Origin of the sequence: Plantactinospora sp. B24E8, from assembly GCF_039871735.1 — a bacterium.
Classification (GTDB): domain Bacteria; phylum Actinomycetota; class Actinomycetes; order Mycobacteriales; family Micromonosporaceae; genus Plantactinospora.
In genome coordinates this window covers 231,946-240,772 of sequence record NZ_JBDPMH010000009.1, presented here as the reverse complement: position 1 = coordinate 240,772, position 8,827 = coordinate 231,946, and the positions used below count along the sequence as shown (strand labels likewise).

The 8,827-nt window shown below is 71.4% G+C and carries 3 protein-coding genes; 1 reads left to right on the top strand and 2 read right to left on the bottom strand.

The window, feature by feature from the left end; all coding sequences use genetic code 11:
* Positions 1 to 764 precede the first annotated feature (764 nt).
* Complete coding sequence (locus ABGB21_RS17030) at positions 765 to 3,617, top strand: DEAD/DEAH box helicase family protein (protein WP_347678485.1); 2,853 nt, start codon at positions 765 to 767, stop codon at positions 3,615 to 3,617.
* 25 nt (positions 3,618 to 3,642) lie between these two features.
* Here the strand turns inward: ABGB21_RS17030 and ABGB21_RS17025 are convergent, their stop codons facing one another.
* Complete coding sequence (locus ABGB21_RS17025; RefSeq protein WP_347651900.1) at positions 3,643 to 4,110, bottom strand: nuclear transport factor 2 family protein; 468 nt, start codon at positions 4,108 to 4,110, stop codon at positions 3,643 to 3,645.
* Between the two features lie 249 nt (positions 4,111 to 4,359).
* The gene (locus tag ABGB21_RS17020; RefSeq protein WP_347651899.1) at positions 4,360 to 8,754 is read right to left on the bottom strand and encodes a S8 family serine peptidase; all 4,395 of its coding nucleotides are present in this window, start codon (positions 8,752 to 8,754) and stop codon (positions 4,360 to 4,362) included.
* Positions 8,755 to 8,827 lie beyond the last annotated feature (73 nt).

Below are 8,827 nucleotides of genomic sequence, written 5' to 3'. Positions count from 1 at the left end.
TCGCGCTGATCCGCTCCTACCTCGCCACCGCCACCGCACACGGCCGCAACATCATCAACGCCCTCACCGAACTCGCCGCCGGCCGTCCCTGGCTACCCACCGCCGTAACCACCACCTGATCAGTCACCGCAAAAATATACCGATCGGTAACAAGAAGTGGTAACATCTCCGGCACGACGTGCAGGTTACCTGCTCCCTGTGACGCGTTATTTCTGCTGAACGTCGCCAATCGTCATTGTGGCCAGGGTCACGACATCCGAAGGGTGTTGACGGCGCAATGTCCGATCGCTGCCGTCTGCCCGGATTTCCCTGTTCGTCGGCGTGTTCGGTCCTGCTCTCGCTGGCTCGCCCGCCGCCTCGGGCGCCAGGGTTTCCGCCGGTGGCACCGCATGCGATGTCGGTCGCCGACAATGTCGGGTATCCGTCCCACCGACGGGGTCGTCAATCGGGTACGGCCCCGGAAAGCTCGGCCGTCACCCTGTTCTCCGAGTTGCCGGCAAATCGTTTCCGGCCGGCGCTGCGATGATGAGGGAAACGGCGACCGGACCCTGCGCGGAGACACAAAGGCGCCGGCCCGTTGTCGAATGTCGCCGGCGGATCGGACGGCGTCCGGTGGAAACCTCGCCCCGATCGCGGTACATTCTCGTCCATTGTCGTCCTGCGCCGACGGAGGTACGGCGTCGGCGCCCACCGGACACCGGCCCGACCACCCGTCCCACCTGGCTTTTGTTGATCTCCGTCTGGTCAGTGGAGTGTGCGTCGTCGTGGATCTCCGACAGGTACGCCGGTTGGCGGAACGGTCCGGCAACTTCGGCTTCCTGGCGGCGCAGCCACTGCTGCTCTGCTACGGCGCGGGCGCGGAGTCGCTGGTCTATCGTGATCCAGTCAGGTCAATGACCGCCGCCCGTGCCTTTGGTGAAATCCTCGCCCAGGACCTGGTACGCCGCACCAACTCCCGGCCGCGCAGCGGCAGCTTTCACCACCGGATACGGGCACTGGTCGCGAGCGGTGTGCTGGTACCGCACATCCTCGCCGCCTTCGAACAGCTGCGGGGCATCGGACAGTTGACCCACGAGCCGCCGGACGGGCCGGACGAACCGGGGGCCGCGCTCGACTGTCTGCGCGCCTGCTTCACCCTCGGCAGCTGGTGGCACCGGGCGACGACCGGGGACCGGACCCCGGTCAGCTTCGTCCCACCGAGCCCACCCCCGGCCACCGAGCCGGGTCCGGACAGGACAGCCGCCGACCGGCGCCCGGGCAGCACGGCCGCCGGGCTGTTCGAGAGTCTGCGGCCGGCGATCGAGGCCGCCCGGCAGGAGTTCGACCGTCGTCCGCCGGAGCGGATCCCCACCGACCGGCGGGAGGAGTTGGTCAACCAACTCCGGCGGACGTCCCGCGAGCCGCTCGCCGGACCGCGGCTGCGGGACGAACTCGATCGCCACCTCGCGGCGGCCGGCTGGGTGGTGCAGTCGGAGAACCGGAGCAACCTCGCCGCCGCGCTCGGCGTCGCCGTACGCCGGACCGACGGGACCATCGGGCCGACCGACTATCTGCTGCACGTCGACGGCCGACTCGTCGGGGTCGTCGAGACGGCGCCGGAAGCCACCGGGAACGTCCTCCGGCCGGGCGGGTACCGGCCGGGACTCACCGCCGCACAACGGCCGACCGTGTGGCGGCCCGGTCAACCGCTGCCCTTCGGATACCTGGCCACCGGCACCGGGACGGCCTCCGTCAACGGACTCGACCCGTTTCCGCGTACCCGGGAGGTGTTCTCCGTCCATCGGCCCGCGACGCTCGCGCGGTGGATGCGCGCGGCGGACGACGATCCGCGGGCTCCGACCCTGCGGGCCCGGCTCCGCCAGCTGCCGCCGCTACCCGCGTACGGGCTGTGGCCAGCGCAGCACGCCGCGCTGGAGGCCCTCGAACGGTCGCTGGCCGAGGACCGGCCACGGTCGCTGATCCACCTGGCGGCCGGGACCGGCAAGACGCGTGTCGCCGTCGCCGCCAGCTACCGACTGCTCCGGTACGCCGGCGCCCACCGGGTGCTCCACCTGGTCGACCGGAACAACCTCGGCCGGCAGGCCCTCGCCCGGTACGCCGGATACCGCAGCCCGGACGACGGACCGAGCTTTTCCGAGTCCTACCCCGTCGACCGGCTCTCCGGTGCCACCATGCTCGGCTCCGCCCGGGTGGTCATCTCGACCGTCCAGCGCCTGTACGCCGCACTGGCCGGCCGGGAACTGCCCGACGCCGACCACGACGACGAGGCGTACGACAGCTACGAGTCGGACACCCCGGTCGAGGTCGGCTACCACCCGAACCTGCCCCCGGAGACGTTCGACGTGATCGTGGTCGACGACTGCGACCGCGCGGTCTACGGCCAGTGGCGAGGGGTGCTCGAGTACTTCGACGCGGTCGTCGTCGGACTGACCACCGCGCCGGTCCAGCAGAGCTTCGGCTTCTTCCAACAGAACCTGGTCGCGGAGTACACCGGGCAGGAGGCGGTCGCCGACGGGGTCGGGCTCGACTTCGACACGTACCGGATCAGGGTCCCCGACGGTGTGCCGGGCGGGTCGGTCGAGGCCGGCCCGGTGGTGCCGAGGTGGGAGCAGCACACCCGGGCCGAACGTCACCACGAGGTCGAGGACGACTTCGGGTACGTCGGCGGTCAGCCCGGCCGCGTGGTGCCGGCGGCGCCGGAGCAGTTGCGGCTCGTGCTGGAGACGTTCCGGGACCGGCTGCCCAGCGAGATCTTCCCGGGGCGGACCCAGGTGCCGAAGACGCTGATCCTGGCCCGGGACGCCGGGCACGCCGAGGAGGTCGTGACCCTGGTCCGCGACGTCTTCGCCACCACCGCCGGTACCGGCGACCGGGCCACCACCGCCGCTGGCGACCGCGCCGCCACCAGCGCCGCCAGCGGTATCGCCGCCGCCGGGGAGCCGTTCGCGGTGGCGATCACGTACGGGACACGGTGGTCGGCGGGCGACCCGGACGAGCTGCTCCGAGCCTTCCGGGACACTCCGTACCCCCGGATCGCCGTCACCGACGACCTGATCGCCACCGGGATCGACGTACCGGCGCTGGAGTGCGTCGTCCTGCTCCGGCCGGTTCGCAACGCCGGCCACCTCGCCCGGCTGACCGGGCGCGCCGCCCGGACCGTTCCACCGGCAGAATTCCGGGCGATCACCGGGGACGCGCCGGTCAAGGACCGGTTCGTGGTCGTCGACGCGGTCGGGGTCACCGACGCGGCGCTGGCCGAGGCGGTCCCGCTGCACCGGTGCACCGAACGGCAGCTGCCGCTGCCCGAGTTGATCGGCAGGGCGGCGCGGCTCAGCGTCACCCCGGACGAGGTCGCCACCCTCGCCGCCCGGCTCGCCCGACTCAACCACCGGCTCACCGGGCCGGAACGGGCCGAACTCGCCGTACTCGGCGGACAGCCGCTCACCGGGATCATGCGGGAACTCGTCGAGGCGGTCGCCCCCGAGCAGCTGGAGACCGCCCGGGCCGCCGGTCCGGACGCCGTTCGGGGCCTGATGGCGACCGCGGTGCGGCCCCTCGCCGTCCGGCCCGAGCTGCGGGACCGGCTCCTGGAACTGCACCGGGCCGCTCACCGGTGACCCGCCGGTGACGGGTGCTCAGGATTCAGAGGCCGAGGTCGCTCAGCCCGGGGTGGTCGTCCGGGCGACGCCCGAGCGGCCAGTGGTACTTCCGCTCCGACTCCTGGATCGGCAGGTCGTTGATGCTGGCCAACCGGACCCGCATCAGGCCGTCGTCGTCGAACTCCCAGTTCTCGTTCCCGTACGAGCGGAACCAGTTCCCGGAGCCGTCGTGGCACTCGTACGCGAACCGGACCGCGATGTGGTTACCCTCGACCGCCCACAGTTCCTTGATCAGCCGGTACTCCAGCTCCCGCGCCCACTTCCGGCGGAGGAATCCGACAACCTCGTCCCGCCCGTTGACGAACTCGGACCGGTTCCGCCAGCGGGTGTCCGGGGTGTAGGCCAGCGCCACCTTCTCCGGGTCCCGCGAGTTCCAGGCGTCCTCGGCCAGCCGGACCTTCTGGATCGCGGTCTCCCGGGTGAACGGAGGTACCGGAGGACGCTTCGCCATCTTCTCTCCTCGCTCGGACGGTTGTCGGTCGGCGCGGCGACCGGCCCGACCGGTACGGCCACGCCGCTCCCATCCTAGGAACTCGCCGGGCCGTGGCGGCGATGATCGACAAACGGATCCCGGCGCCGCACACGGCGGTGCCCGCAGCGAGGACTCCGGCGCCGCACACGGCGGTGCCCGCCGCCCCGGGTGGGGCGACGGGCACCGACGAGCGGGTGTTACCGGCTCAGATCCCCGCCGGTCAGCGGCTCAGATCCCGCCGAGGCGTTCCGGGCAGGCAGCCACCGGGGCGAGGACGTAATCGAGCGTGCTGACCAGGCCGGCCTGGACCTGCTGCCGCTTCACCTGCGGCACCCAGCCGTCCTTGGCGACGATCACGTCGTACCGGCCCTTCGGCAGCCACCAGGCGTACCGGCCGTTGTCGGCGGTGAGGGTGTAGCCGGTGGCCGGATCGCTGACCAGGTTCACCCGTACCGTTGCCGCCAGCGGCACCTCGGCGCCACCGCAGGTCAGGCCGATCACCGAACCCTGGATCTTGCCCCAGCTCGCCGGCGGGGAGACGTTCATCTCCACGTCCACCGAGCCGACCGGGTACGGCGTGTTCGCGACCAACGCCAGCTCGGCGTCGTAGGTGCCGGGCTGGGCCACCCCGGCCTCGGCCGTCGCGGTCAGGACCACCGAGACGACCTTCGACGCGCCCGCCGCCAGCGTGAAGCTGCTCGGCGACGTGCTGAGCCAGGAGGCGTCACCCGCCTCCACACAGGACTCCAGACCGCCGAGGCGCTCGGTCTCCGCCGACCCGACGAACGAGCTCGGCGAACCACCGACCTTGTACGCGCCGCAGACGCCGCCGCCCCGGTAGCGGGCGAACTGCGCGTTCGGCAGGTTCACCCAGGCCCCGGCCGTCGGGTCGTACGCGATGGTCCGGTTGGTCAGAGTGGACGAGTTCGCGGTCGCCCCACCGGCCAGGACCAGCATGTTGCCGGCGGCGGCGTACTGCGAACCCCACAGGTCGATCGGCATGTCCGGCAACGGCGACCAGGTGTTGGCCGCCGGGTCCAGGACGTACCCGTTGTCGAACTCGACCGTGCCGACACCGCCGGCGCAGTAGACCCTGCCGCCGATGCCGCCGCAGGACATCCAGGAGACCCCCTGTGGGTAGTCGGCCGCCTGACTGAACTGGTTGGTCGACGGGTCGAAGACCACGACGTCGGCGGTGTCCGTACCGCAGGCGCTGTCACCACAGCCACCGACCACGTAGAGCTTGCCGCCGGAGACCGCCGCCGCGGTCGCCGCCCGGGGCACCGGGTTGGTGACACCGGGCAGGGTGCTCCAGGTGTTGGTCGCCGGGTCGAAGACGTCGACCGTGGCCACCGGCGTCGACCCGGCACCCCAGCCACCGACGGCGTAGATCTTGCCGTTGATCGCGCCGAGCGCCGGCTTCGACCGGGCGGTGGGCAGGTCCGGCAGGGCACTCCAGGTGTCGGCCGACGGGTCGTACACCCAGGTCTTGCGCTCGTTGCCGGTGCCGCTGCCGCCGCCGACCGAGTAGACCCGGCCGTTCAGGGTCACCGTCGAGTTGTCGAAGACCGCCGCCGGGGCGTTCGCGACCCGGGTCCAGGCGTCGTCGACCAGCGGAGCCGCCGCGGCCGAGTTCGTCGGGGCGCCGTACGCGATGCCGGTGGCCGCCTTGCTGATCCCCTTCATCTTGTACTCGACGAGTTCCGCGCCCCTGGCCGAGAGCAGGTCGAAGCCGCCCGACCGTTCCAGCAGCTCCACCGTTGCCGGCGCGTTGCCGGTGTTGGTGACCGTCACCTTGACGGTGCGGGTGCTGCCGTACGGCTGGTGCATCTCGATCTCGCTCCGGTCCAGCGTCAGCCGGGCGGCCTTGAGCGCGAAGTCGGCCCGCTTGGTGCTGTCGGCGTCCACCGTCACGTTCTTGGTGAACGCCCGGAACGGCGGCAGGCTGGCGGTGAAGGACTGCTGTCCGCTGAGGCTGGAGAAGAGCCAGTAGAAGCCGTCCGGGATGTTCGGGTCGTCCGGCGTCGGCGCCGAGACCCCCTTGTCGGTCGGGGCGGCGTCGCTGGTCACCGTCACCCCGTTGACCGCCGCGCCGGTGTTGGAGTCGGTGGTGAAGCCGACCACCAGGCCGCCGGGCTTCGGGGTGCAGAGCCGGTTGACCACCTGGACGTTGTCCACCTGCCACCACCAGGCGAAGGTGCCCTTGAACCGGAACCGGACCCGCACCTCGGCCGCGCCGGCCGCCGCGTCGAGCGGGATCTCCTCGACCCGGGGGCCACGCCGGCTGACCGTCTGGTGCCAGACGTTGGTCCAGGTGGTGCCGCCGTCGGTGGAGACGTCGACGTCGGCGGTGTCGCTGACCCCGACCGCCCGCCAGTCGCTGTTGAACCTCAGCAGCGGCGCGCCGGTCCCGGAGAGGTCCAGAGTCGGCGTGACCAGGTCGGTGTCCTGGGTGTTTCCGCTGCCCAGCGCGTCACTGTCGATGATCGCGAAGTTGCCGCTGCCGCCGGTCAGGTTGCCCCGCGCCCGGGTGTCGGTGAAGGTCCAACCGCCGCTGGTGGTGCGGTTCACCACCGACCAGCCGTCCGGCGCGGTGGTGCCGTCGAAGCTCTGCGACAGCACCGGGTCGCTGATCCCCGGCAGGTAGCCGGCGGCGGTGCAGGCCGGCGCCACCCTGGCGGAGATGTTGACGGTCCGGCTGCCCGTACCGACCTGGACGTCGGTGGCCACCGGCTGGTAGCCGGGGTAGACGACCGTGGTGTTGAGCCGGTAGGTGGCGTTGGCCGGGACGGTGAACGAGTAGGCCCCGGTGGCCGGGTTGGTGAAGACCGGACCGCCGGGTCGACCGGCCACCTCGATCTTCGCGTACAGCGGCCAGCCGTGGCCGGAGCCGTCGACGACCCTGCCTGCGATGGTCACCGTCGGTGCGGCGGTGAGCGTGAAGTTCTGCGTGACGATGTCACCGCTGTCGACGGTCACCGTCGCGGTGGCGGTCGCGTAGCCGTACGCGCTGGCCGTCACCACGTGCTCGCCGACCGGTACGACCAGCGAGTAGCGGCCGTCGGGGCCGGTCACCACGTTGAGGGTGCCGGTGCCGACCGTGGCGCCGGCGACCGGTGTGCCGCTGCCGGCCGCGGTGACCACACCGCTGATCCGGCCGCCGTCGCCGCGCGGTGCGGCGTTGACCGCCTGGTACGCGTTGAGCCGGCCCTCGCCGAAGACGTTGTTGAAGTCGACGGTGCCACCGCAGGTGAGCGCGTTGACGTCGGTGGCGGTGTCGTCGAGGAGTTGCTCGGTGGCGTCGACGTTGCCCTTCATCGCCGGGGAGACCGACCAGACCAGGGCGACGGTGGCGGAGACGTGTGGTGCCGCCATCGACGTGCCGCTGCCGGTGCCGTAGCCGTTGCCGGGCAGGCTGGACCGGACACTGCTGCCCGGTGCGGCGATGTTCGGCTTGACCGCGCCGTCGATGCTCGACGTGCCCCGGCCGGAGAAGTCGGAGACGTTGTTGTTGATGTCGTACGACCCGACCCCGTACGCGTTCGGGTAGTCGCCGGGGTTCTCGGTGGTGTTGCAGCCCGGCCCGTCGTTGCCGGCGGAGAAGGTGGGGAAGATGCCGGCGGCCCGCCAGGAGTTGATGGTCTGCTCGTACCACTCGTCGCCGCGGCCGCCGCCCCACGAGTTGTTGACCACGTCGGCGTGCAGGTCGGGGCGGGGGTTCTGCCCGTTCAGGTCGGTCGGCGCCAGCACCCACTGGCCGGCGGCGAGCAGCGAGGCGTCGGAGCAGTTGTTGGTCTCGCAGCCCTTGGCCGCGATCCAGGTGGCGCCGGGGGCGACCCCGACCTGGTTGGCGGCGCCGTCGTCGCCGACCATGGTGCCCATGGTGTGCGTACCGTGGCCGTTGTTGTCGCACGGCGTGTTGTTGGCGCAGACCTCGGCCGGGTCGAACCAGTTGTAGTTGTGGTCGAAGGTCCCACCGTTGTTGCCCCGGTAGGAGCCGACCAGCGCCGGGTGGTCGAACTGGACGCCACTGTCGATGTTGGCGACCACGATGCCCTCGCCCCGGGTGCCGAACTCGGACCAGACCCGGGGGGCTTCGATGTTGCTGACGTTCCATTCGACGGCGTTGGTGGTGTTGTCGGTGCCGGACCGCATCTCGACCGGTTTGATCAGTTCATAGCTGCGGCTCGGCTCGATGCTCGACACGTCGTCGCGGGCGGCGATGCTGTCGACCAGGCTCCGGTCACCCTCGACCCGCACCGCGTTGGCGATCCAGTACGACGTGTACTTCGCCCCGCGCTTGTCGAGTTCGTCGCGGAGATCCCGCTGGCTGCGTTCGGCGGTGCCGGTGAGTTGGCGGTAGACCTCGGTGGCTCGGGCGGTGTCGTCGGCCAGTGTGGCCGCGTCGCTGAGTTTGGCCCTTTCCCGCAGGTAGACGGTGAAGGTGGTGCTGCCCTTGGTGGAGAGTTCGGCGAGCAGTTCGCCGCTCACCGAGGCTTCCGGGCCGGCGGCGCCGGCGAGGGCGGGTTGCCCGGTGATGCCGAGGACGACGGCGACGCCGAGGGCGACCGCGCGCCATGATCTGAGCCGCCCAGCCTTGCTGCGGCCTGGTCGATGCGGCATGCTACCTCCCACTTCCCGGCCGCCGATCCGCTCGGTGGCCAACCACTGCGCTCCGGGATGTCCGGTGCCGCGG

Coding starts and splice junctions, on each gene's coding strand:
- ABGB21_RS17020 (WP_347651899.1), bottom strand. CDS start 8,754: ATGCCGCATCGACCAGGCCGCAGCAAGGCTGGGCGGCTCAGATCATGG.
- ABGB21_RS17025 (WP_347651900.1), bottom strand. CDS start 4,110: ATGGCGAAGCGTCCTCCGGTACCTCCGTTCACCCGGGAGACCGCGATC.